Origin of the sequence: Brachybacterium sp. GPGPB12 (assembly GCF_038396325.1) — a bacterium.
In the GTDB taxonomy this organism is placed as follows: Bacteria; Actinomycetota; Actinomycetes; order Actinomycetales; family Dermabacteraceae; genus Brachybacterium; species Brachybacterium conglomeratum.
Genome location: NZ_CP149573.1, coordinates 2,994,578 through 3,016,070, shown reverse-complemented (window position 1 = coordinate 3,016,070; position 21,493 = coordinate 2,994,578). Strand labels below are relative to the sequence as shown.

Genomic DNA, 21,493 nt, shown 5'->3' with positions numbered 1-21,493 from the left:
CCTCGGCACGTCTCCTCGCGCCGTCCGGCGCGGGTCCCGCGAGTCTAGACGCGACGCGCCCCGTGGCCGCCTGTGGCCGCGGGGTCGAGCGACTCGGCGAACCGGGCGAGCGCCGCAGGGCCGACGACGTCCTCCTCCCCCAGCGGGACCTCCTGGCACGGCACCTCGGGCAGGACGGCGCGGAGGGTGGCGAGATGCTCCTCCTCCACCGCGCGGCGGCGGGCGAGGAAGTCGCCGCGGTCCGCGGGCGAGCGCTTGTTCACCACGAGCGCGCCGACGTGGACGCCGGTCCGGGTGAGCTCCTCGTGCGGCTCGATCGTCTCCAGCACCGGCGGCCGTTCGGCGGCCAGCACGATCGCGAAGGAGGTGACGGCCGGGTCGGTGAGGGTCTCGCGCGCCCGGCGAGCCGGTCACGGCGGCGCAAAGAGGATCGCACGGATCTCCTCGTCCCGCTCCTCGAGCGGGTCCCGCGGCGCGCTGGATCCGAGCACGGAGGCACCGAGGTCGCCCTCCGCGCGTCGGCCGGGTCCGCGCCGTTCCAGTCCGCGCCGTGCCGCGCCCAGCCGGGCGGACTTCTCCCGCCGGGCGAGCGACCCGTCGGTCCAGGCGGTCATCACCTCCGGCGCGCCGCCATCAGGCGGGCGGTGTGGCCGCTCGGGGCGGTGTCGAGGACGACCAGGTCGAACTCCTCCCGTCCCTGCTCGACCAGCTCCGTCATCCGCTCGAGCACCGCCGCCTCGTGGGTGCCCGGGGAGCGGCGGGAGAGGTCCATGTGCTTGTCGACCTCGCCGTGGAGGGTGCGGGGCATGAGCCGCTTGAGGGTGGTGGCGACGTCGCGCAGGTGCTGGTCGGTGGTCGCGTCGGGGTCGATCTCGATGCCGTGCAGGGAGCCCAAGCCCGCCCCGTCGGCCAGCGGCGAGACCCGGTCGCCGATGCGCCGCTCCCACAGATGGCCGAGGTTGTGGGCGGGGTCGGTCGAGACGACGAGGACCCGCCGGCCGGACCGGGCGGCGCCGAGGGCGACCGCCGAGGCGAGGGTCGTCTTGCCGACCCCGCCCTTCCCGCCGAGGAAGAGCACGCGGCGGGACCGCGCGAGGCTCAGCAGCATCGGTACTCCTCGAGCGGCGAGCGCTCCATCCCCATCCTGGGGTGCCAGTCGTGGAAGCCGTCGTAGAGGACCGGGAGCAACTCGGCCGTGTAATAGGAGGCGGGGTTGGGGACGCCGAGCATCTCGCTCATCACGAGCATGCGGAACAGGTCGTCCTCGTCCCGCGCGCGCGGGCGAAGGTGCGCCGGTAGGGGCCGACGTAGAACTCGTGCGACCCTTCGGCCAGGGCGCGCAGGCGGGACGAGACCGTCATCAGGCCGAGGAGTCCTCGAGCGGCTCCTCGTCGGCGCCCTCGACCTCGGGCGGCTCCGTCCGGGCGCGGGTCAGCGCGATCGCGGACTCGACGATCACCCACACCGCGGCCACGAGGATGATGACGTCGAGCACCAGCAGCGAGCCAGTCGCCCTCGGTCGGCGTACTGCCCCACCTGCACCAGCGGCGCGAACACGCTCACGAAGAGCACGAACAGCGCTGGCAAGAGGACCGGCGACACCGGGCGGCGCTTGCGGGTGAGCATCACGGCGAGGATCGCGAGGGTCAGCGCGGCGAGGATCTGGTTGGTGGTGCCGAACAGCGGCCAGATCACCATGCCTCCGGTGCCTCCGGAACCGGCGCCGAAGGCGAGGGCCAGGCACACCACGAGCACGATCGCGGTCGCGACCAAGGTGCCGAGCCGCAGGCCCAGGATCTGCCCGATCTCCTGGACCACGAAGCGCCGCAGGCGCACCCCGGTGTCCATGGTGGTGGCGGCGAAGAGCACCGCCATGGTGGCGAGGATCGTGGCGGACAGGGAGGTCGGGATGCCGAGGCCCGCGTTCAGGATGGAGCCGCCGCCGGCGACGAACGCCTCCACCCCGCCCTCGTTGAACGCGGAGTAGACCGCCTCCCAGTCGGCGAGGGTGCGGAAGCCGGCGGTGGTCGCGATGATCGCGCCGAGCGCCAGCAGGCCCTCGCCCACCGCGCCGAAGTAGCCCACGAACCGTGCGTCGGTCTCCTTGTCCAGCCGCTTGGAGGAGGTGCCGGAGGAGACGATGCCGTGGAATCCGGAGATCGCGCCGCAGGCGACGGTGACGAACAGCGCCGGCATCATGCTCGGGGTGCCCTCGGGCACGGCCTGGTTGAGCATCGGGGCGACGATCTCGGGGCGGAAGATCAGCACCGCGCCGTACAGCAGGGCCAGGCCGACGAACAGCCGCAGGCCGTTGATGTAGTCGCGCGGTCGCAGCGAAGCACCCACACCGGCGACATCGAGGCGATGCCGGCGTAGACGAACAGCACCAGGATCCAGAACGGCTCGGCACCGATGCCGAGGAAGCCCTCCGGCGCCGCGACGGGGAACCGGTCGCCGAGCAGGATCAGGCTGTACAGGGCGACCACCCCCACCACCGACACGATCGGCAGGTTCCATTTCAGGCGGTAGATCGCCTGCCCCACCAGCACCGCGACCACGAGCGCTCCCCAGGTGGGGATCACGGCCGACGGGGTGGAGACCAGCGACCCCGAGATCACCACGGCGAAGACGGTGTTCACCATGAGCAGCAGCAGGAAGATCACCACGAGGAACAGCCGGGCGCCGCGGCGGCCGATGTACTTCGCGGCGAGGGTGCCGATGGACTGCCCGCGGTTGCGGGTCGAGGCCCACAGCGCGCCGAGGTCGTGCATGCCCGCGAAGAACACGGTGCCGAGGGTGACCCAGAGGAAGGCGGGGGCCCAGCCCCAGATCACGGCGACGGCGGGGCCGACGATCGGCGAGGCGCCGGCGACGGAGGTGAAGTGGTGGCCCCACAGCACGAACTTGTTGGTGGGGACGTAGTCGACCCCGTCCTGCGGCTCATGGGCGGGGGTGCGGAAGCCGGCGTCGAGCCGGTACACCTTCTTGGAGAGATAGCGCGAGTACAGCAGGTAGCCGGCGATCATCATGCCGACTCCCACGATGGCGAGGACCAGGGAGTTCACGAGGAGTCGTCCTTCGGGGCGGGGGCGGGAAGCGCGTCCGCCGTGGTGCGGGGACGGGCGACCTCCCTCGGCCTCCGGCTCCTCCGCGTCCTCGTCGAGCGCGTGGGTCCACTCTAGGGCAGGGGCCCGGTCGACGGGTGGAGCTCGAGCTCCGCACCGGGCGACACGGTGCTGCGGTGCAGACGGCGGAGCCCTGCCGGCGGATTCTCGAGGGCGTCGAGGGGGACGGTGACCTCCGCTCCCCCTGCTCTCATGCGCGGTCCTCCGGCTCGAGCATCGGGTCCATCAGTCGCGGAGTCCAGTTCTCGGCCCAGGGGCCGGCGGTGAGGTGGGCGGGCACGGCGGGCTGGTCGACGCTCCATCCCGACGACGCATGGAAGGAAGTGCGCTCCCGCCGGCCGTGCGGGGAGATCAGGGCCTCGTAGGAGCCGTCGACGATCGAGAGGATCGCCTCGTCCAGTCGCTCGAGCAGGTCGCGGGAGCCGGAGTCACAGGCATCGCAGCCGCAGAAGGGCGCGTCTCGACGGGCAGCGGTGGGTCTCCGAGGGCGACGACGATGCCGGGGAGCGCGCGCGTCGGCCGTGGTCAGGTCGTGATGACCGTCCTCCTCGTCGGGGGCGGTGCGCACGAGGAGCAGGGGCGACGCCCCGCGCCGGTGGGGGCGCGACACCATGGCGCGGTGGAGGGGCAGACCGGACTCGGCCCTCCAGAGCAGGGCCGCACCGTCCGCGATCTCCTCGCGCTCGGCCCAGCCCTTCGCGACGAGCACCTGGGCCCAGGCCTCGGCGCGGGCGGCGAGGATCCTGTGCTTGCCGGGGTCGAGGCGCCGGCTGTACTCCTCCTCGCGCACGGGGGTGTCCTCGCCGTCGGGCCCGAGATGCGGGTCTGGCCAGGGCGGGGTGTCCGCGCCCGTCACCTCGAAGGCGCGCTCCACGTTGGCGAGCAGGTCGAGCAGCCTGCGGCGAGAAGGGCGGGCCGGCGTCGACCTCGCCCTCCTCGGCGCCCTCCTGCAGGAAGGCGTGATGCTCCTGCCACCAGGTGGGCGTCTCGTCGTCGGTCATGAGGCGGAGGCTATCCGCGGCACCGGGCGGAGTCCACGTCTTTCAGCCGGCCGAGCGTCCGCCCGCCGAGGCGATGCCGAGCCAGGTGTGGCGGTTGTTCCACCAGCACCAGCCGAGCTTCGGCGCGTCCTTCCGCTCCTTCCCATCGCGGCCGGCGCCGCCCGAGATCCACAGCGCGGGGGTGCGGGAGTCGAGCGTGCCGCTCGACTTCCGAGTCCGGGAGCCGATCGTCATGAAGCAGTGGTTCCGCTCGAGGACCTCGGGGACCTGCGCACCCAGAGCATCCCCTCGGTGAGCAGCAGCGGGTCGCGCCCCGCGGCGGTGATCGACTCGAGCGCCTCGGCCGGGGAGGCGTTCTCGAACTCGTCGCCGCGCTCCGGGGCCTGGACGAGGTAGAGCGGCGCCTCGGGCAGGTCGGCACCGGTGGGCGCGAAGGCGTCGACGTCGGTCATGTCCTCGACGACGAAGCCCGGCTTCTCGCCGCGTCGCAGGAGCGGGGCGAGGGACGAGGGCGGGGCGAGGGCGGGGTCGATCGCGAGGAGGGCGTCGGTGCGGTCGGCGCCCGCGCGCTCTGCGGTCCCGCGCGCGACGTCGGCCGGGAGACCCGCGAGGGCGTGGAGGTCGAGCGCGATCAGGCGCTCGGCCTGGGCGGAGAGGGTGGGCAGGGCGGTGGTCGCGGTGATGGGAGCTCCTCGGAGGACGCGGCGGGCGGGGTGAGACGGACCGGGGTCAACGCGGGCGTTGACGGGATTGTTCCCCGCCGCGATGCCGCCGGGCAGTGGTCGGCGGGAGGCGGTGCACACTTCTGCGCTCCCTGCGTGACCTCAGCGCCTCTGGCGGTCTGAGGTCACGCACAGGACGCCGAAGTGTGCGCGCGGGGGTTTCGGTCCCCTCGACGGGCGGGGCCGGGTAGGGAAGAGTGGGTGGCGGCGACGGGGAGCGAGGAGAGGGTCAGGATGAGGATCGCGATCGCCGGGGGAACCGGCATGGTCGGACGACGCATCACCGAGGCCGCTCGAGAGCGCGGGCACGACACGGCGGTGCTGAGCCGCCGCGAGGGCGTCGACGTGCTCACCGGGCAGGGGCTGGACGCCGCGCTCGAGGAGGCCGACATCGTCATCGACGCCCTGAACATCACCACCCAGAACGCCCGGAAGGCGACCGAGTTCTTCACCGCCACCAGCAGGAACCTGCTCAAGGCGGAGCAACGCGCCGGCGTCGGCCATCACGTCTTGCTCTCGATCGTCGGGCTGGAGGCGGCCGACGCCGCCTACTACGCGGGCAAGCTCGCCCAGGAGCGTCTGGTCGAGGCCTCCGCGCCGCCGCACACCATCGCCCGCGCCGCCCAGTTCCACGAGTTCGCCGGCCAGATCATCGCGCAGACCACCCTCGGCCCGCTGACCCTCGCCCCGCGGATGCTCTCACGGCCCGTCGCCGCCCGCGAGGTCGGGCACCACCTGGTGGATCTCGCGGAGGACGGCCCCTCCCGGCGTGCCCCGGACCTGATCGGCCCCGAGGAGGAGACCCTCACCGGCATGATCCGCCGCCAGTACGCGCACGACGGGATCTCCCGGCGCGTGCTCGAGCCGCGCCTGCCCGGCACCTACTGGCGGGGACTGGCCTCCGGGGCGCCGCGGCGGCGACCCCGCAACGGCCCGGATCGGCGCGACCACCTTCGAGCAGTGGCTGGATTCGGAGGACCGCCGCGGCTGAGGAGCCGGTAGCCCGAGCCGCTCAGCCCCGCCGGCGGCGCGCCCCGGCGGCGAGCTCGCGCGCCGCCTCCTCGGTCGCGTCCCAGCCCATGCAGGCGTCGGTCACCGAGCGGCCGCGGACGAGCCCGACGGGGCCGACCTCGGGGTCGAGCTTCTGCGCGCCGCCGAGCAGGTTGCTCTCGAGCATGATCCCGGCGATCGCGGCGCCGCCTGTCGCGACCTGCTCGGCGAGCGGCCCCGCGACCTCCCGCTGACGCACGTGGTCCTTGCCGCTGTTGGCGTGGGAGGCGTCGATGATCAGGCGCCGCGGCAGTCCGGCCGCCTCCAGCCGCCCCGCGGCCTCCGCGACCTGGGCGGGGGCGAAGTTCGGTCCGTCGGCCCCGCCGCGCAGGATGAGGGAGAGGTCGGGGTTGCCGGTCGTGGCGACCAGCGCGGCCCTCCCGTCGGCGTCGATGCCGAGGAAGGACTGCGGGGCGGAGGCGGCGCCGAGCGCGTCGAGCGCGACCTGGATCCCGCCGTCGGTGCCGTTCTTGAACCCGATCGGCATGGACAGTCCCGAGGCGAGCTGGCGGTGGATCTGCGACTCGGTGGTGCGCGCCCCGATCGCGCCCCAGCTGACGAGGTCGGCGATGTACTGGGGGCTGATCGGCTCGAGGAACTCGGTGGCGGCAGGCAGGCCGAGCGCGGTGACCTCGCGGAGGAAGGCGCGGGCGGTGCGGAGCCCCGCGGCGATGTCGTGGGAGCCGTCCAGGTGCGGGTCGTTGATCAGGCCCTTCCAGCCGACGGTGGTGCGCGGCTTCTCGAAGTAGGTGCGCATCACCAGCAGCAGGTCGTCCTGCATCTCGGCGCGCAGGTCCGCGAGGCGTCGCGCGTAGTCGAGCCCCGCCTCCGGGTCATGGATCGAGCAGGGGCCGACGACGACCAGTAGACGGTCGTCGGCGCCGGTGAGCACGTCGCGGATCTGCTCCCGGTGCGCGGCGACCTGGGCGGCGGAGACGCCGGTCAGCGGCATCTCGGCGCGGAGCTCGGCGGGGGTGGGCGGCGCGGTGAAGCCCGCGATGTGGCGGTCGGGGGCGACATCGGTGTCGGCCTGGACGGCGGTGGTGGCGGTGGCGAGAAGGGTCATGGGTCCTGTCCTCCGGGTGGGGGCGGACCCACTGCTGCAGAGCCCGCCGGGAATGGCGAAGGGCAGAGCGGATGCTCTGCCCTTGTCGGCTCTGGAGAGGGTCGGTGGCGCTATACGGCGGCCGGCCCCTCCGGAGCCGACTTCGCATAGAACTGCCAACGCTTCTGCATGGGAGGGACCCTACACGTTTCCGGCGCCCGCGCCATCCCGGGAGTCGAGGAGCGGACAGGAGCGCGGCTCCCGCGTACGGTGGGGGCAGGCCCGCCGACGGGCCTCGCCGGCGGTCCGACCCGTGAGGAGGACGGATCCATGCCGCGCAACGTCGCCCAGAAGCTGATCGCCGGCCATCTCGTCGAGGGCGGTGCCGATCCCGGGCAGGAGATCGGGTCGCTGGTGGACCAGACCCTCACCCAGGATGCGACCGGCACCATGGTGATGCTCGAGCTCGAGGCGATGGGGCTGGACCGGATCCGCACCGAGCTGTCCGTGCAGTACGTGGACCACAACCTGCTGCAGACGGACTGGAAGAACCCCGACGACCACCTCTTCCTCGAATCGGCCGCGCAGCGGTTCGGGCTGTGGTTCTCGAAGGCGGGCAACGGCGTCTCCCATCCCGTGCACCAGGCGCACTTCGGCCGGCCCGGCGCGGTCCTGATCGGCTCTGACTCCCACACCTGCGCCGGCGGGGCGCTGGGCATGCTCGCGATCGGCGTGGGCGGACTCGAGATCGCGATGGCGATGGCCGGCCAGCCGCTGTACGTCACCACGCCGGAGATCTGGGGCGTGGAGCTGACCGGCGAGTCGCCCGCCTGGGTCAGCGCCAAGGACGTGGTGCTGGAGATCTTTGCGCCGCCACGGCGTGAAGGGCGGGGTGGGCCGCATCATCGAGTACCACGGCGAGGGGCTCGCGCGCTGACCGCGATGGACCGCCACGTCATCGCCAACATGGGAGCGGAGCTCGGCGCGACCGCGACCGTGTTCCCGGCCGACGACGCGGTGCGCGACTATCTCGGGTCCGTCGGCCGCGGCGACGAGTTCACCCGGATCGAGGCCGACGAGGGCGCGGGCTACGACCGCACCGAGCACATCGACCTCGCCGCCCTCGAGCCGCTGATCGCCCGGCCCTCCTCCCCCGGGAACGTCGTCCCCGTCGCGTCCGTGGCCGGGGAGGAGGTCTCGCAGGTCGTCGTCGGCTCCTCGGCGAACCCGGGGCGCGGGACTTCGCCGTCGTGGCCGAGATCCTTCAGGGGCGGCAGACCGCGCCCGGGCTGTCCCTCGACATCAACCCCACCTCCCGCGAGGTGCTCGCGGACCTGGTCACCGGCGGCTGGCTCACCCCGCTGGTCACGGCCGGGGCGCGCATCCACCAGTCCGGCCGCATGGGCCGCATCGGGATGGGGCAGGCCCCGGCGACCGGCCGCAACTCCCTGCGCACCATGCCGCGGAACTTCCCCGGCCGCTCCGGCACCGAGGAGGACTCCGTGTGGCTGTGCTCGCCGGAGACCGCGGCCGCCGCGGCGCTGGCCGGGGTGATCACCGACCCGCGCACCCTCGAGGACAGCCACGGCATCACGTACGCGCGCCCGGCGATGCCCGAGCGCTACGCGCGGATCGACGACATGCCGCAGGCGCCGCCGCCGCCCGAGGAGGCCGCACGGGTCGAGCTCGTCAAGGGCCCGAACATCTCCACCCTCCCGGAGTTCACACCGATCGAGGACGACCTGCGGGTGCCGGCGCCGCTGGTGATGGGCGATGACGTCTCGACCGACGAGATCATGCCGGCCGGCTCCCGGGTCGCCGCCCTTCCGCAGCAACATCCCGAAGATCGCCGAGTTCTCCTTCACCCGGATCGACGAGACCTATCCGCAGCGGGCGAAGGAGGCGGAGGCAGGGCACGTGGTGATCGCCGGGGAGAACTACGGACAGGGCTCCTCCCGCGAGCACGCCGTGATCGCGCCCCGCCACCTGGGGTCGCGCGCCGTGATCGCACAGTCCTTCGCTCGCATCCACTGGCAGAACCTCGCGAACTTCGGGATCCTCGCCCTCGAGTTCGACGACCCCGCCGACCACGACGGGATCGAGGCCGGCGCCGAGGTGGTGCTCGAGGGGATCCATGCGGCGCCGCGGGCCGGGAACGCGCTCACCGCCCGGATCGGCGGGAGGGACATCGGGTCGCACCACCGGCTCTCGCCGCGGCAGGTCGACATGGTGCTCGCCGGCGGGCGGATCCCGCTGACCGCGAAGGACCTGTGAGGGCGGGCCGGGCCGATCGACCGGAGGGTCGGACGGTGTGCAGGGTCGGCGCGTAGTCTCGGGGCATCGCACGGGAGCCGTGCGTCCACTCGACCGAGGAGGTCTGCGATGAGCACCGACGAGAAGTTCGAGAACAGCAAGGACAAGCTGGGCGGCCAGGCCAAGGAGGGCCTAGGCAAGCTGTCCGGCGACAAGGAGACCGAGGCCGAGGGCCAGGCCCAGCAGGGCAAGGCCGACGCGAAGGACAAGCTCCAGGACGCCCGCGACACCGTCAAGGGCGCGGTCGACGGCCTGCGCGGCAAGGACTCGAAGGACTGATCGCCGCCGGGCCGAGGCCCGTCTCCGTCGACGAGGGCGGCTCCATCGGGTGGGGCCGCCCTCGTCGCGTGCTCCGGCGTCACCGCCGTGAGGGCCACGGGTCGCACGGCCGCGGCGACGCTCAGTCGGGATCCTGGAACATCTCCAGCGCGCCGTACGCCTCGACCAGCACCTCCACGGTGCCGAGATACCGGACGGCCTGCCCGTCCGGGAGCGGCTCCCGGTGCAGCGCCCGTAGGCGGCGAGCGTGCCGAGGTCGCGCTCCGCCTGCCAGTACCGGTTGATCTCGTCCATGTCCGGGTCGCCGGCGGGATCGGCCGGCACCAGGCCCTGATCGAGGGCGACGCGGATCGTCGCCGGAAGCAGGAGCCCGCCGGGCGCGACCGTGTGCAGCGAGCGCGGTGAAGGTGTCCGAGCCGCCGAACAGCCCACCCTCCTCACCGCCCTGTCGAAGGCTCTCGAGGACCAGCGGCACGATCACGGCGCGGGCGAAGCGGACGAAGGCCACCGGATCCTCGGACCGCGCCGCCGCGGGCACCATCCCCTCCCCGGCACGACCTCGCCGCCGCTCACGCTCAGCCACTTCCCGGCGATCAGGGAGTTCCAGGGGCCGACGATCGCCCCGATCTCGCGCATCGAGACCGGCTCCTGCTCGCCCAGGTCGAGGCCCATGGCCGCCGCGAGCGCGCGGACGTCGCCCGAGCCGAGCTCGCCCTCGGAGGTGAGCGGGAGCCCTTCGCCCACGTGCTTGAGCAGGGCCACGGCGCCGCGCACCAGCGGGATCCGGGCGAGCGTCTCTGCGGCCCCGACCGGATCGTCCTCGACGTCGACCGTTGGCTCGAGCTCCTCCCGGCCGAGGCCGTCCTGCGGCAGGAACCAGGGCCAGCCGGTCGGCTCTGCCGGGTCGGCGGACGCGGCGTCCTCGGCCTCCGGCGCCGGAGCGGCGGAGAACACGACCGACAGGTCGTCGGGGTCGGGGTGGTCGTCTCGCGAGCTGTGCGTCTCCCTCATGACGTCCATGATGACGGCGCGTCGTGCCGGAGGCGATTACCGGGAACGCGAGGGATCAGCGCTCCTTCGGGGTGCGGGTCTCCGCGCTGATGAACCAGGCCTGCTGCTCGAGCTTCTCGATGATCCCGTGCAGGATGTCCGCGGAGGTGGGATCCGCCTCGTCCACCTCGTCATGGACCGAGCGCATCGTGCCCACGGTCCCCTCGATGGACGCGGTCACGAGGTCGATCGCATCGTGCGTGAGCACCTCGCCCTGGGGGAACTCGGGCGGCGTGGTCTGCTCGGCGACCACCGCCGGACGGGCATCGGGCGCGGCGTGGAGGGCGCGCATGCGCTCGGCGACGTCGTCGGCGCTCGCCCGGGCGATGGCGACCACCTCGTCGAGGTTCAGGTGCAGGTCGCGGAAGTTCGGGCCCACGATGTTCCAGTGCGCCTGCTTGCCCACGAGGTGCAGGGCCGTGAGGTCCACCAGGACGGCCTGGAGGTTCTTGGTGAGTGCGGCGGGGGCGAGGAAGCCCTGCTCGGCGTTCTCGCGCCCGGTGCGCGTGGATCCTGCCGGATCGGGGACGGTGACGGTGTCGTTCATGGGAGGTCCTCCTTGTCGATGACCTGCGCGATCCGCGAGGTCCACGGACCGCGATCACTGCTCGGCACGCTAATCAGCGGCCCCCGGCACGGCAAGATTCCGGGCCGAGCGGTCGAGGCGGCGCCCGCCGGCGGGCGCCGAAGGAGGGCCGAGATCCGGCACGGCAGGAATGACGGCGCGTCCTGATCGGGCGGGGCAGTGCCGTGCGGGCCCGGCCCAGTGCTTCCGAGCCGCGTGCCTGTGATTCCGGTGCCGCGCGCGCCTCGGCTCTTGTCCGCGGCCGCGGGCCCGGCGCCTCGCACCCTGGGCTACGAGCCCCGTTCCTCGCACTCTGGGCCTCGAGCCCGGTTCCTCGCACTCTGGGCCTCGAGCCATGGTCGAGTAGTGGCGTGTGGCGTACCAGTACGCCTATATGGCGGTTTCAGATGATCACTGCATCGGTGGTGATGATCTGGAGGAGCGATGAGCGGTAGGCGCAGGATTGCGACGCAGGACGACATGGATGAGGTCCTCGGGTTGCTCGAGGATGGCTTGTCTATGAGCGCGGTGGCGCGCGAACTGGGATGGGATCGCCACACGATTTCACGGTGGTCTCGCGAGGCGGGCTACACCCCGAGTTTTGGCAACAAGGGAGGGGTTCGTCTTGTCGTGCAGGATCGCCCTGCCGAGGTAGTCTCAGACGTGCACACTCCCGGTCATGGTCGACGTCTCGACGCTTTCGATAGAGCGCATATCCAATCAAGGCACGAGGAAGGCATGTCAGGGGTCGCAATCGCTCGCTATATAGGCTGTTCTGCGTCGACCGTAACGCGGGAGCTGAAGCGGAACACTGGCACGAACGGCCATTATCACGCTCGTGCCGCACAGAGGGATACAGATCGCCGTCGACGCAGGGTCCGGCAGTGCTTTCTGGACTCTCGTCCCGAGTTGCGTCAGGCTGTGATCGGTTACTTGCGCGATTGGTTTTCCCCGCGACAGGTTGCCGCGCAGTTGCGTAAGGACTTCCCGGATCGCGAGGAGATGTGGGTGTCGCACGAGACCATCTACCAGGCGCTCTACATGCAGGGTCGAGGGACGCTTCGCCAGGAGCTGGCCAAGGAGAAGGCGTTGCGATCCGGTCGCACGTCACGAGTGCCCCAATCGCGACTTCCGAAAGCTCGGGGGCAGACCTGGGTGCAGGGGTGCCACATCTCGACGCGTCCGCCGGAGGTTGCGGATCGAGCAGTTCCCGGGCACTGGGAGGGGGACCTGGTGGTGGGAACGAAGAACCAGTCCGCGATAATAACGCTCGTGGAAAGGACTTCGCGCCTGGTCATTCTCCGAAGGCTTCCAGGCAAGCATGACACCACATCAGCCATGCCGCCGCTGGCAGAGATGATCGGGAGCCTGCCTGAGGTAATACGGAAGACTCTTACGTGGGATCAGGGGCCAGAAATGGCATCGCATCCAGAGCTCACCCTCGCGACGAATATCCAAGTGTTCTTCTGTGATCCTCATTCGCCGTGGCGCGAGGGTCGAATGAGAATACCAACGGACTACTACGTGACTTCTTCCCAAAGGGCACGGACTTCCGGAAGGTCACTGACGAGCAGGTCGCGGAAGCCGAGAGGTCGCTCAACAAGAGGCCACGTCAAACCCTCGGCTGGAGGACTCCGGCTGAAGTGTTTCAGCAGGTCCTGGCTGACAGTGCACTGACCGCTTGACACCGCCATATAGGCGTAGCGGTACGCCATACGCCATCACCTGACCACATGCGGCACGCACCCGCGGCGGGACGATGCCAGGGGCGGCCGTGGAACGTCTCAGATCTCGATCTCGCGCCCGTCCTCGGTGCGCGGCTGGAGCACGAAGCGGGAGCCGGGGCCCTCATGGACCGGGGCGACGCCGTCGCCGAGGTCGAGCGCGGCCAGCGCCTTCTGCGCGGCTCGGGCCTGACCTCGATGCGCTCGAAGGAGACCAGCTCGATCGTGGGCAGGTCGGTGAGGCCGGGGCGCTCGGTGGCGCCCCAGTCGATGAGGAAGGGCACGCCGTAGTTGCGCGGGGCGCGGGCCTGGGTGAGCCGCCACTGCAGGAGCTCGCCGTCGGCAGTGGTGCGGGAGAGGTCCTCGACGGGGCCGGGATCGACGCCGGCGCCGCGGGAGCGCTCGGCGACCTGGTCGATGCCCTCGGGGTGCACGGCGTAGGTGATCAGGGTGGGGCGCTTCAGGCGGTTGATGCTGAAGGTCTTCGGCGCCTCCTCCCCCTCGCGCTCCGGGTCGGGGCCGATCAGCTCGAGGTAGTGCGGGCGTGGCTCGCCGCCGACGGTGAGGGCGACCAGGGCGTTCGCGGTGCCGGTGGGGTGACTGCCGCCGGGTGCGGGGGTGACGCCGGTGAGCTCGCGGAACCACTCGACGGTCTCGGCGAGGTCGGGGCCGGCGATGACGATGTGGTCGAGCAGATGGGGGACGGACATGGTGCTCCTTCGTCCGGGGTGGGGCGGGTACGCCCAGCCTGCCACCTCGCGCGGCCGGGATGAGCATCGGCCGCGTCGGCGCGGTCATAGGCGTCGACGTGCCCGGGCACCACGAGCGGGAGGCCCGTTGCCCTCCCCCTCGCCGCGCAGTACCGTCGGATCAGCTCCACCCGCCTGCCGACGGGCGACCCGCCCGCTGGTCAGGCACAGTCCACGGAGGGTGCCCGGGCGGTGCGTCCCGGCACTCTTCCTTGGTCGTGGGCGGCCTGTTCGCCCACCATTCCAGGAGGTCGCCAGGCCATGACATGGAAGACGGGCGAGGATCCGATCCCGGAATCACGCGCGGCCCTGGACCGGTCGCGCGACCGGGTCGCGGGCGAGGTGGTGGTGCCCGGCCACCCGGACTACGACGCGGCGCGGGCGGTGTGGAACGGGCGCGAGGACCGCTTCCCCTACCTGGTGGTGCGCGCCGCGACGATCGATGACGTCGCGCCCGTGCTGGAGGCGGTGCGGGAGACGGGCCTGCCGCTCGCGGTGCGCGGGGGCGGGCACTCCGTCGCGGGGCTCGGCACCGTCGACGACGGGATCGTGCTGGATCTCGGCGCGCGCGCGAGGTCACCGTGGACCCCGCGGCCCACCTGGTCACGGCCTCGCCTGGGGCGAGGGTCGGCGATGTCGACGCCGCGACCGCGCCGCACCGGCTCGCCGTGCCGCTGGGCACCGTCCTCCCCCGGCATCGCCGGGATGACGCTCGGCGGCGGGGTGGGCTGGCTGTCGCGGAAGGCCGGGCTCAGCCTGGACCGGCTCGAGGCCGCCGACGTCCTCCTCGCCGACGGCCGACGAGTGCGCGCGAGCGAGGAGGAGCACCGGGACCTGTTCTGGGCCCTGCGCGGCGGGGGCGGGAACTTCGGCGTGGTCACCGCGTTCACCTACCGGGCCGTGCCGATGCCGGAGACGGTGCTCGGAGCGAGCCTGTACTACCGACGGTCGCAGTGGCGGCGGGCGCTCGGCGCCTTCGAGCGGTGGAGCCGCGACCTGCCCGACCAGCTCGCCGCGGAGGTCTCGATCGCCTCGCCGCCGCCCGAGGACGGGTTCGGGGACGCTCCGCGCTGGCGATCCACAGCGTCTGGATCGACCAGGACCATGCCGCGGGCGAGGCGCTGATCGGCGCGGCGCGCCGCGCGCCGCCTCCGGACCGTCAGCTGATCGGGCCTGTCAGCTGGGAGGCCTGGCAGGGGGCGCGCAGCGAGGCGGTGCCGACGGGGGTGCGCGGGCTGTGGCGCAACGCGAGCTTCCGCGGCCTGGACGAGGAGGTGCTCGACGCTCTCGCCGCAGTCGCCGAGGCGCTGCCCGGGCCGGGCGCGAGCCTGGACCTGCACCTGCTCGGCGGGGCGTTCGCCCGCGTGCCGGAGGGGGCGACCGCCTTCCCGCACCGCGGCGGGCGGCTCATGGTCTCGATCCATCTCGCCTGGCAGGACCCCGGGGAGGACGCCCGCTTCCGCGCCTTCGCCGAGCGGGCCGCGGCCGAGCTCGCCCGGCCGCGAGAGCGCGGCGAGTACGTCAACTTCCGCTCCATCGAGCGGACCCGGCCCGTGCCCGAGGTGACCCGCGAGGCGTACGGGGCGGAGACCTACCGGCGCCTGCGGCCGCATCAAGCAGATCTACGACCCGGGGAACATGTTCCGCCGCACCCTCAACGTGGCGCCGTAGCGGTCATGAGAGCCGCGACCCCCGCCACCGGTTCACCGCGGCGTGGATCTCGAGCGCGCGCGGCCGGGCGAGATGGCCGGGATGGCCGCGGTGAGGAGAGAGGGTCTCGAGGCCGCCGTTCTCGATCCGGTCGACGAGCATCTGGACCGCGTCCTCGAGCGGGAGCGGACCGTCCTCGGCGAGCAGGTCCGCGAGGCGGTCCAGGGCGTGGGCGACGGCCTGGGTCTGCGCGGGATCGAGCAACCTGGGTGACGGCGGAGAGGTCGAGGTGCTCGCGGCCGAGCCGGATCGTGTCGCGGCCGCGGGCGGAGGCGGGCTTGCGGGCGCCCGCGGGGCGGAGGGAGACCGGGTCCGGGATCCGGGGCCGCGGCGCGGTGAACACCGGGCCGGTCGCGCGCGGTGATTCGTCCGCGAGGGCGCGGGCCTCGGCGGTGACGTCGCGGGGGACGTAGAAGTCCATCGCGATCACGTGGTCGGCGACGTCGAAGAAGGCACCGGAGCCGCCCGCGACCAGCACGGTGGAGACCCCGCGCTCGGTGAACAGGGGGCGGACGCGATCCACGAACGGGGTGATCGGCTCGCGGTCGGCGGGGATCAGCGCGCGCATCCTCGCGTCGCGGAGCATGAAGTTCGTGGCGGAGGTGTCCTCGTCGATCAGCGCGCCGACGCGCCGGCGTCGGCCGCCTCGATCAGCGAGGCGGCCTGCGAGGTGGAGCCCGAGGCGTTCGCGGTGGTGAAGGCGCGGGTGTCGGTCCCCGAGGGCGCCCCGCTGATGAACGGGGAGATGTCGACGCCGGTCACGGCGCGGCCGTCCTCGGCGCGGATCGCCGCGGCGTCGGCCCGGGTGATCACCCACTCGCGGCCGTCGCCGCCGCGGTGCGGGTGGATGCCGCGTTCGAGGGCGCGCAGCGGCGTGGACTTGCCGTGGAAGCCGCCGCCGACGATCACGGTCACCCCCTCGGGGATGCCCATGCCGCTCACCCGTCGGCCGCTGGGCAGGTCGATCTCGACGCGCAGCGAGGCCGGACTCTCGAAGGGGATCGCGCCCTCGGTGAGCGGCAGGTCGGAGTCGCCGGCGCGACGGGGCAGGATCGCGCCGTCGCCGACGAGGGCCACGAGACCGCGGCCGGCGAGCCGGTCGCGCGCGCCTCCTGGTCGCGGTGGAGGGCGACATGGACGCGCGCGCCTCCGCGTCGTGGCGGGCGTGGAACAGGACGGCCTCGGCGATCCGGGGCAGGTCCTCGGTGAGCAGGCGCGCGGCGCGTCGGCCCTGGATGCGGCGGCCGGAGGCGGGCGGCTCGGCGGCAAGGCGCGCTTCGATCGAACCGTCGGCGAGGGCGATGGTGGTGCGCTCGAGCACCTCCTGCCCCGGGGTGCCGACGTCGACCCGCTCCCCGGTGCGGGCGGCAGTCTCGGCGAGCGCCCGCGCCAGGAAGTCGGAGGTCGCGACGCGTCCGTGCCGGTCGGCGAGCAGGTCCTCCGGAAAGCCCGCCGCGGCCCGGTCCACGACCAGGCGCATGAGCGAGGGCGGCGCAAAGGGGTCGGCCTGCACGTGGTCGATCACGAGCCGGCACGATCCCAGGTCGTAGCCGCCGCGCAGCCGCTTGTAGGAGCCGTAGCCTCGGCCGTCGAGGGAGGTGAGGAGCTGGGTGAGGCGGGCGGAGTCGGAGGTCATCGCCCGCCATGCTAGGGGTGGACGAGTGAGCGGACGACACCGCGACAGTCCGCCGGCGGTCACTTCCTGCCGGCGGAAGCGTCCTCGCCGAGTTCGGCGACATACGCGGCGAAGATGTCCTGACGCAGCGAGTCGATCTGCTTCTTGAGCGTCTTGCGCTGTGACGCGGTGGAGCCCGGGGCGGCCAGGAGCCGCGCGGCACGGGTGGCGGCGTCGAGCTTGGCGGACCACGCGGCGACCTGCGCGGCCTCCTGCCCATCGTCAGCCGACTCGGTCAACAGCGTGACCTGCTCGCGCAGGGCCTCCAGCGTCGCGAGCATCGCCTCCGGCGTGGCCTTGTCGTTGCGCCTCAGCTTGTCGAGCCGCTTCTTCGCGAAGTCAGCGATCTCCGGGTTGTCCCTCATGGTCTGCACGACCCGGATCACGATAGGTGTGGCCGCGCTGAGGAAGGCCAGCGCCTTCTTCAGACTGCTGCTCTGCGTGTCCACCTGTGCGAACTTCTTCGCCGCCATCGCTGCTCCCCTCGTCGCGTACACGGTCACTGTAGACGGACCGGGCCCGCCCCCGGCCCGATCCCCCGACTCAGGACCAGCGCAGCACCGCGTTCGCGATCAGCAGGTCGAGTCGGCGGACGTCGATGTGCTTGCCGACGGCGATCTTGATCTGACCTGCGCGGCTCCACAGCTCGATCTCGGCGTCGAGGTCAAGGGCGCCGGCGTTCTCCGAGGACCACAAGGGGACGGACGAGGCCCGTTTGCTCCCGTTGCGAACGGCCCTTCCTCTGTCCCCGCTCCCTGAGATGATCGAGCGATCACCACCCCTGCCCGGAGAGGATCCTCGTGGGACTGCTCGATCGCTTCCGCGGCCGCGCCTCGGCGCCGTCCGCGACGCCGCCTCCCGCTCCGTCGGGGGCTCCTCGTTTCGCGGTGATCGACGTGGAGACGACGGGCCTCGACCCCGAGCGTGAGCGAGTCCTGGAGCTCGCGATCCTGCGGGCCGACGAGGAGGGCCGGCCGATCGACCAGTGGGTGACGCGCTTCCACCCGGACGGGCCGGTGCGCGCCACGCACATCCACGGCATCACCGACGCGGACGTCGCCGGCGCCCCGCGCTTCGCGGACCTCGCCGTGCAGATCGGCACCGCGTTGCAGGGACTGGTGCTCGTCGCGCACAACGCCGAGTTCGACCTCGCGTTCCTCCAGGCGGAGTTCGCCCGGGCCTCGTTGCCGATGCCGCAGGTGTCCACCTACTGCACGCCGCAGGGCGCGACCGTCTATCTTCCCCACCTGCGGCGGCGGACGCTCGCCGCATGCCGCGCGGCGCTCGGGGTGACCCATCAGCAGGCGCACTCCGCGCTCGGTGACGCCTATGCGGCGGCCGGGTCGCTCGAGCGGTATCTCGCCATGGATCGGCAGACGGGGTACGACGCCCCGCTGACTGCCTCGCGGGCGCCGCGGGGTGGGGCGGCGGCTCGACCGTCGGCGGCTCCGTCTCCAACGCCTTCCGCACCCGCCCCTCCCCCGACGGGCAGTGCACTGCGTCCGACGTCGTCGTCCGCGGCGATGCCGCCTCGAGCGGTGCCCGCGGCCTCAGCCGATGCGTCGGCTCCTGCACAGCTCGCCGACGAGCAGGCCTCGGAGGTGGACCTCTCCCCCACCGCGATCCGGGCGTGGGCACGGGAGCAGGGCATTCCCGTCGGCGACCGTGGGCGGTTGAAGGCCGACCTCGTGGCCAAGTACCGAGCGGCGATGGGGTCGCAGAACACTGCACCTGACACCACGGCACGGCCCGAGGCGGCCCCGCCGGCTGATCCAGGATCGGGTCAGATTCTGAGCCAGAATCCGCGGGAAAGTGGTTCAGAATCACACACGACTGGCCGACGGCCAGCCCGAGCAGAGGCGGACGGCGCGGAGCCCACTGTCGCGTCGGCGGCGCCCGCCGCTTCGACGTCCCGGTCCGAGGCCCCCGCGCCGTCGGCCCGGGCGGCGACCTCCGCGCCCGCTGAGACGTCGTCGGTCCCGCTGGTGATCACCGACGAGTTCGCCGCCGCGCTCGAACACCTGCACGCCGGCCATCACCTGTTCCTCACCGGCAAGGCCGGCACCGGCAAGTCGACGCTGATCAGGCACTATCTCGAGCAGACCGACCGCTCCACGATCACCGTCGCACCCACCGGCATCGCGGCGCTGAACGTGGACGGGTACACGATCCACCGCCTGTTCTCCTTCCCGCTCGGGGTCACCGAGGAGCAGGTGCGCGGCGGCTCCTACTACCCGGGACGCTTCGCGAAGGCGCTGAAGGAGCTGGACACGCTGATCATCGACGAGGCGTCGATGGTGCGAGCGGACCTCTTCGACGCGCTCACCGCCGCGCTCGAGCAGTACGGCCCCCGGCCCGGCACGCCCTTCGGCGGGGTGCGCCTGGTGCTCGTCGGCGACCTTTACCAGTCGCCGCCGGTGGTGACCGATCACGAAGCAGGCTGGATCGAGGAGCGCTACGGCACCCCGTTCTTCTTCTCCGCCCACTCCTTCAACGAGGACACGTTCCCGGTGGTGGAGCTGTCCGCCGTGTTCCGCCAGCAGGGCGATGACCAGCTCGTGGACCTGCTGAACGCAGTGCGGGAAGGGACGCCGCTCGAGGAGGCGCGGGCCGAGCTGAACCGTCGGGCGGACCCCGACTTCGAGCCCGGGCTGGACGAGTTCTGGCTGACGCTCGCCACCACCAACCGGATCGTCGGCGCGCGGAACCGGCAGATGCTCGAGCGCCTGCCCGATCCGGCGCAGTCCTTCACCGCGCAGATCAGCGGGGACACCGACGGATTCGAGAAGCCCACCGAGGAGACGCCGCGGATCGCGGTGGGCGCGCAGGTGATGCCGCTGAACAACGACCCTTTCGATCGCTGGGTCAACGGCACGCTCGGCCGGATCACCGCGATCGGCGCCGACTCCGACGGGCCGGTCGTCACCGTGCTTCGCTGCGCGACGGCCGCACCGAGCAGGTGCGCGAGCACACCTGGGAGATCACGCGCCCGAGCGTCGAGGGCGGCTCGCTGGTGCATCAGGTGATCGGCACGTTCACGCAGCCGCCGATGAAGCTGGCCTGGGCGATCACGATCCACAAGTCGCAGGGGCAGACCCTGGACCGGGTGGTCGTGGACCTCACCGGCGGCACCTTCGCCAACGGCCAGCTGTACGTGGCGCTGTCGCGGTGCACGAGCCTGGAGGGCCTGGTGCTGAGGCGCGAGGTGCCGCCGCGGGACCTGAAGACCGATCAGCGCGTGCGGCGCTATCTCGCGAGCGGCACGTCCGCGACCGAGACGCTCGGCGAGGCGTACCTGTCGGTGCTGACCGTGGGCACGACCGGGGACCGCTGGCGGCCGCGGCCGGTGGAGATCGCGGTGGTCACCGACGACGGCGACGAGGTCTCCACCGTCGTGAACCCCACCTCCGACCTGTTCTCCGCACGGGACGAGTTCGGGATCACCACGCGGGACGTGCGGCTCGCGCCGCCGCTGATGGAAGCGTGGCCGGCGCTGTCGGCGCCGCTGGCCGGGCGGGTGCCCGTCGGCGTGGACATCGACCGTCAGCTCGCCCACGTCGACTTCGAACTCAAGCGCAACGGGATCGTCGAGCCGGTGCCGCTCGGGCTCGAGGTCCCCGGCAGGTTGCTCGGCGCCGGCGAGCGCGCCCGGTTGAACGCGCCGACAGCGCTCGAGCGGGCCCGGGCGGTGCGTGACGCGGTGCGGCGCGTGCGGGCCGCGGGAGAGGAGCCGCCCGGCGGCGGGATGGCGTTCCGGCAGGTCGTGGCGGGGCACGGCTATCTGCTCGCCCGCACGACGGGGCCGACGGGGACCAGCGCCCCGACGGGCTTCGTCGTCGGCGGGAACCTCGGCGCGCAGGACGACGCCGCCGAGGTGCTCGCCCACCTGCTCGAAGGGACCTGGCGGCGGGTCCTCTCCCCCGATCAGGAGGTCCTCGAGCGTCTGCGCGGGGTCGAGGAGCATTTCGGGGTGCGGGTGCCGCCCGAGGGCTTCGAGGCGACAGGCCCGATCAGCGCGGCCGACGTGCTCGTGCCGGGGGCGCGGGTGTGCTTCTCCGGCACCGTCCACTCGCCCCGGCACGGCTGGCTGGAGAAGGAGCAGCTGCACGCCATGGCCGAGGCGCGCGGGCTCCGGGCCGTACCGACCCTCACCAAGACCCGGACGGATGTGCTGGTCGTCGCCGAGGCCGGCTCGCAGTCGAGCAAGGCGAAGAATGCGGCGAGGTGGGAGAAGCCGGTGATCACGGCGGAGGAGTTCCTGGAATGGGTGGGATGAACCGCAGCGACGACCGCTACCTGGTCATCCGGGGACGGAGATGGCGACGCACGGACCCGGCGCTGGACGCCGACGTGGTCCGGGCGCTGAAGAGCCATCTGGGCAGAGCCCGCTCCCAGGTCGGGCGCGCCGGCCGCGACGACGACCCGGCGAGCGTCCGCTCAGCTCGCGACCGCGTCCAGCTCGCGAAGGAAGGCCTCGGAGAGCGC

19 protein-coding genes and 8 pseudogenes are annotated in these 21,493 nt (G+C 72.5%); 8 read left to right on the top strand and 19 right to left on the bottom strand.

What is annotated here, in order from left to right:
• Window positions 1–44: 44 nt before the first annotated feature.
• The 7 genes and pseudogenes from WKH84_RS17615 to WKH84_RS17585 all read right to left on the bottom strand — a co-directional run bounded on the left by WKH84_RS17615 (window position 45) and on the right by WKH84_RS17585 (window position 4,929).
• Entirely contained in the window at window positions 45–353 is a 309-nt protein-coding gene (locus WKH84_RS17615) for an ArsA-related P-loop ATPase (RefSeq protein WP_341854593.1), read from the bottom strand.
• A 57-nt stretch (window positions 354–410) separates the two neighbouring features.
• Window positions 411–614, bottom strand: a complete 204-nt coding sequence (locus WKH84_RS17610; RefSeq protein WP_341854592.1) for a hypothetical protein — start codon at window positions 612–614, stop codon at window positions 411–413.
• Window positions 614–1,108 (bottom strand): ArsA family ATPase, encoded by a 495-nt coding sequence (locus WKH84_RS17605; RefSeq protein WP_341854591.1) that lies wholly within the window; start codon window positions 1,106–1,108, stop codon window positions 614–616. The genes WKH84_RS17610 and WKH84_RS17605 overlap by 1 nt, the downstream gene beginning before the upstream one ends.
• Window positions 1,099–1,361, bottom strand: a pseudogene (locus WKH84_RS17600) (cory-CC-star protein). Before WKH84_RS17600 ends, WKH84_RS17605 begins: the two are co-directional and overlap by 10 nt.
• Window positions 1,361–3,065 (bottom strand): annotated as a pseudogene (locus WKH84_RS17595) (carbon starvation protein A). Before WKH84_RS17595 ends, WKH84_RS17600 begins: the two co-directional pseudogenes overlap by 1 nt.
• A gap of 250 nt (window positions 3,066–3,315) precedes the next feature.
• Window positions 3,316–3,999 (bottom strand): DUF6226 family protein, encoded by a 684-nt coding sequence (locus WKH84_RS17590; protein WP_341854590.1) that lies wholly within the window; start codon window positions 3,997–3,999, stop codon window positions 3,316–3,318.
• Between the two features lie 169 nt (window positions 4,000–4,168).
• Window positions 4,169–4,929, bottom strand: a pseudogene (locus WKH84_RS17585) (DUF5701 family protein).
• 153 nt (window positions 4,930–5,082) lie between these two features.
• Here WKH84_RS17585 and WKH84_RS17580 point away from each other — a divergent pair.
• Window positions 5,083–5,850: an NAD(P)H-binding protein gene (locus tag WKH84_RS17580; RefSeq protein WP_341854589.1), complete on the top strand. Its 768-nt coding sequence runs from the start codon at window positions 5,083–5,085 to the stop codon at window positions 5,848–5,850.
• Window positions 5,851–5,860: 10 nt separating this feature from the next.
• On the opposite strand, the gene WKH84_RS17575 is transcribed toward WKH84_RS17580, so the two are convergent.
• Window positions 5,861–6,964: a 3-deoxy-7-phosphoheptulonate synthase gene (locus WKH84_RS17575; protein ID WP_341854588.1), complete on the bottom strand. Its 1,104-nt coding sequence runs from the start codon at window positions 6,962–6,964 to the stop codon at window positions 5,861–5,863.
• A 168-nt stretch (window positions 6,965–7,132) separates the two neighbouring features.
• On the opposite strand from WKH84_RS17575, the pseudogene WKH84_RS17570 reads away from it, so the two are divergent.
• The 4 genes and pseudogenes from WKH84_RS17570 to WKH84_RS17555 form a co-directional block, all read left to right on the top strand.
• Window positions 7,133–8,119: pseudogene (locus WKH84_RS17570) on the top strand (aconitase family protein); the annotation flags it as partial.
• 74 nt (window positions 8,120–8,193) lie between these two features.
• Window positions 8,194–8,433 (top strand): annotated as a pseudogene (locus WKH84_RS17565) (aconitate hydratase); the annotation flags it as partial.
• A gap of 283 nt (window positions 8,434–8,716) precedes the next feature.
• Window positions 8,717–9,217, top strand: a complete 501-nt coding sequence (locus tag WKH84_RS17560; protein WP_341854587.1) for a hypothetical protein — start codon at window positions 8,717–8,719, stop codon at window positions 9,215–9,217.
• A gap of 108 nt (window positions 9,218–9,325) precedes the next feature.
• The gene (locus tag WKH84_RS17555; protein WP_341854586.1) at window positions 9,326–9,535 is read left to right on the top strand and encodes a CsbD family protein; all 210 of its coding nucleotides are present in this window, start codon (window positions 9,326–9,328) and stop codon (window positions 9,533–9,535) included.
• 121 nt (window positions 9,536–9,656) lie between these two features.
• Here WKH84_RS17555 and WKH84_RS17550 read toward each other — a convergent pair whose 3' ends face one another.
• The 4 genes from WKH84_RS17550 to WKH84_RS17535 all read right to left on the bottom strand — a co-directional run bounded on the left by WKH84_RS17550 (window position 9,657) and on the right by WKH84_RS17535 (window position 13,584).
• Entirely contained in the window at window positions 9,657–10,043 is a 387-nt protein-coding gene (locus WKH84_RS17550) for a hypothetical protein (protein ID WP_341854585.1), read from the bottom strand.
• Window positions 10,013–10,546 carry a hypothetical protein gene (locus WKH84_RS17545; protein ID WP_341854584.1) on the bottom strand — a complete coding sequence of 178 codons (534 nt, stop codon included), beginning with the start codon at window positions 10,544–10,546 and terminating at the stop codon, window positions 10,013–10,015. The genes WKH84_RS17550 and WKH84_RS17545 overlap by 31 nt, the downstream gene beginning before the upstream one ends.
• A 55-nt stretch (window positions 10,547–10,601) precedes the next feature.
• The gene (locus tag WKH84_RS17540) at window positions 10,602–11,132 is read right to left on the bottom strand and encodes a DNA starvation/stationary phase protection protein (RefSeq protein WP_341854583.1); all 531 of its coding nucleotides are present in this window, start codon (window positions 11,130–11,132) and stop codon (window positions 10,602–10,604) included.
• 1,666 nt (window positions 11,133–12,798) lie between these two features.
• Window positions 12,799–13,584, bottom strand: coding sequence for a VOC family protein (locus tag WKH84_RS17535; protein WP_341854582.1), 786 nt, complete (start codon window positions 13,582–13,584; stop codon window positions 12,799–12,801).
• A gap of 300 nt (window positions 13,585–13,884) precedes the next feature.
• Between WKH84_RS17535 and WKH84_RS17530 the strand changes: the two genes are divergently transcribed.
• Window positions 13,885–14,748 carry an FAD-binding oxidoreductase gene (locus WKH84_RS17530; RefSeq protein ID WP_341854581.1) on the top strand — a complete coding sequence of 288 codons (864 nt, stop codon included), beginning with the start codon at window positions 13,885–13,887 and terminating at the stop codon, window positions 14,746–14,748.
• 34 nt (window positions 14,749–14,782) lie between these two features.
• On the opposite strand, the gene WKH84_RS17525 is transcribed toward WKH84_RS17530, so the two are convergent.
• The 7 genes and pseudogenes from WKH84_RS17525 to WKH84_RS17495 form a co-directional block, all read right to left on the bottom strand.
• The gene (locus tag WKH84_RS17525) at window positions 14,783–15,034 is read right to left on the bottom strand and encodes a hypothetical protein (RefSeq protein WP_341854580.1); all 252 of its coding nucleotides are present in this window, start codon (window positions 15,032–15,034) and stop codon (window positions 14,783–14,785) included.
• Between the two features lie 263 nt (window positions 15,035–15,297).
• On the bottom strand, window positions 15,298–15,537 hold the full coding sequence (locus WKH84_RS17520) for a hypothetical protein (protein ID WP_341854579.1): 240 nt from the start codon (window positions 15,535–15,537) through the stop codon (window positions 15,298–15,300).
• 211 nt (window positions 15,538–15,748) lie between these two features.
• Window positions 15,749–15,901 (bottom strand): annotated as a pseudogene (locus WKH84_RS17515) (P-loop domain-containing protein); the annotation flags it as partial.
• 47 nt (window positions 15,902–15,948) lie between these two features.
• Entirely contained in the window at window positions 15,949–16,410 is a 462-nt protein-coding gene (locus tag WKH84_RS17510; RefSeq protein WP_341854578.1) for a P-loop domain-containing protein, read from the bottom strand.
• A gap of 151 nt (window positions 16,411–16,561) precedes the next feature.
• A pseudogene (locus tag WKH84_RS17505) lies at window positions 16,562–16,969 on the bottom strand (ABC-ATPase domain-containing protein); the annotation flags it as partial.
• Window positions 16,970–17,028: 59 nt separating this feature from the next.
• Window positions 17,029–17,481 (bottom strand): hypothetical protein, encoded by a 453-nt coding sequence (locus WKH84_RS17500; protein WP_341854577.1) that lies wholly within the window; start codon window positions 17,479–17,481, stop codon window positions 17,029–17,031.
• 70 nt (window positions 17,482–17,551) lie between these two features.
• Window positions 17,552–17,716 (bottom strand): annotated as a pseudogene (locus WKH84_RS17495) (PH domain-containing protein); the annotation flags it as partial.
• Window positions 17,717–17,808: 92 nt separating this feature from the next.
• On the opposite strand from WKH84_RS17495, the gene WKH84_RS17490 reads away from it, so the two are divergent.
• Together WKH84_RS17490 and WKH84_RS17485 are read left to right on the top strand one after the other, a co-directional pair.
• Entirely contained in the window at window positions 17,809–20,034 is a 2,226-nt protein-coding gene (locus WKH84_RS17490) for a histone-like nucleoid-structuring protein Lsr2 (RefSeq protein WP_341854576.1), read from the top strand.
• Window positions 19,968–21,284: a hypothetical protein gene (locus WKH84_RS17485; RefSeq protein WP_341854575.1), complete on the top strand. Its 1,317-nt coding sequence runs from the start codon at window positions 19,968–19,970 to the stop codon at window positions 21,282–21,284. The genes WKH84_RS17490 and WKH84_RS17485 overlap by 67 nt, the downstream gene beginning before the upstream one ends.
• Window positions 21,285–21,493 lie beyond the last annotated feature (209 nt).

Excerpts from the sequence above, each read along its gene's own strand:
- WKH84_RS17610 (WP_341854592.1), bottom strand. The coding sequence starts at position 614 with ATGACCGCCTGGACCGACGGGTCGCTCGCCCGGCGGGAGAAGTCCGCC.
- WKH84_RS17605 (WP_341854591.1), bottom strand. The coding sequence starts at position 1,108 with ATGCTGCTGAGCCTCGCGCGGTCCCGCCGCGTGCTCTTCCTCGGCGGG.
- WKH84_RS17580 (WP_341854589.1), top strand. The coding sequence starts at position 5,083 with ATGAGGATCGCGATCGCCGGGGGAACCGGCATGGTCGGACGACGCATC.
- WKH84_RS17575 (WP_341854588.1), bottom strand. The coding sequence starts at position 6,964 with ATGACCCTTCTCGCCACCGCCACCACCGCCGTCCAGGCCGACACCGAT.
- WKH84_RS17560 (WP_341854587.1), top strand. The coding sequence starts at position 8,717 with ATGACGTCTCGACCGACGAGATCATGCCGGCCGGCTCCCGGGTCGCCG.
- WKH84_RS17555 (WP_341854586.1), top strand. The coding sequence starts at position 9,326 with ATGAGCACCGACGAGAAGTTCGAGAACAGCAAGGACAAGCTGGGCGGC.
- WKH84_RS17545 (WP_341854584.1), bottom strand. The coding sequence starts at position 10,546 with ATGAGGGAGACGCACAGCTCGCGAGACGACCACCCCGACCCCGACGAC.
- WKH84_RS17540 (WP_341854583.1), bottom strand. The coding sequence starts at position 11,132 with ATGAACGACACCGTCACCGTCCCCGATCCGGCAGGATCCACGCGCACC.
- WKH84_RS17535 (WP_341854582.1), bottom strand. The coding sequence starts at position 13,584 with ATGTCCGTCCCCCATCTGCTCGACCACATCGTCATCGCCGGCCCCGAC.
- WKH84_RS17530 (WP_341854581.1), top strand. The coding sequence starts at position 13,885 with ATGACATGGAAGACGGGCGAGGATCCGATCCCGGAATCACGCGCGGCC.
- WKH84_RS17525 (WP_341854580.1), bottom strand. The coding sequence starts at position 15,034 with ATGAGCCGCCCGCCGCGGTGCGGGAAGGCGGTCGCCCCCTCCGGCACG.
- WKH84_RS17500 (WP_341854577.1), bottom strand. The coding sequence starts at position 17,481 with ATGGCGGCGAAGAAGTTCGCACAGGTGGACACGCAGAGCAGCAGTCTG.